Source organism: Streptomyces sp. GbtcB7 (assembly GCF_019091445.1).
GTDB classification, from domain to species: Bacteria; Actinomycetota; Actinomycetes; order Streptomycetales; family Streptomycetaceae; genus Streptomyces; species Streptomyces mirabilis.
The window spans coordinates 1-357 of record NZ_JAGXJM010000182.1 but is presented as its reverse complement, the minus strand read 5'-3'; the positions used below and the strand labels follow the sequence as shown (position 1 = coordinate 357).

Here is a 357-nt window from a genome sequence, read left to right as displayed (position 1 = left end):
CCCAGTCACCCATCCTGCGGGTCTTCGAACACCTCGGACGCCACATCCAAACCCTCGGCGTACCCCACCCCGCCCAGTTCACCGCCGCCTCAACGCTGCTGAACTACATCCTCGGCGTCGGCGGACAGAACGCAGCCAACGCCCGCGCACTCCAGCCGCACACCAGCCGGACCGAGTTCCTCAACACCACCGCGACCGCATGGGCAGGCCTCGACCCCGACGAGTACCCCTTCACCCGCAACGTCGCAGACCAACTACGCGACCACGACGACCGAACAGAATTCCTCGCCGGCCTCGACCTCATCCTCACCGGAATCACCACACACCAAAACCCCACCGACCCGACACCGCCGTAAC

Annotated in this window: 1 protein-coding gene; it reads left to right on the top strand. The window is 65.8% G+C overall.

Features of this window, described 5'->3' with window-relative positions:
• A partial coding sequence (locus KVT44_RS55765) for a TetR/AcrR family transcriptional regulator C-terminal domain-containing protein (RefSeq protein ID WP_217576908.1) occupies window positions 1–356 on the top strand: 356 nt, incomplete at its 5' end.
• Window position 357: the final 1 nt, after the last annotated feature.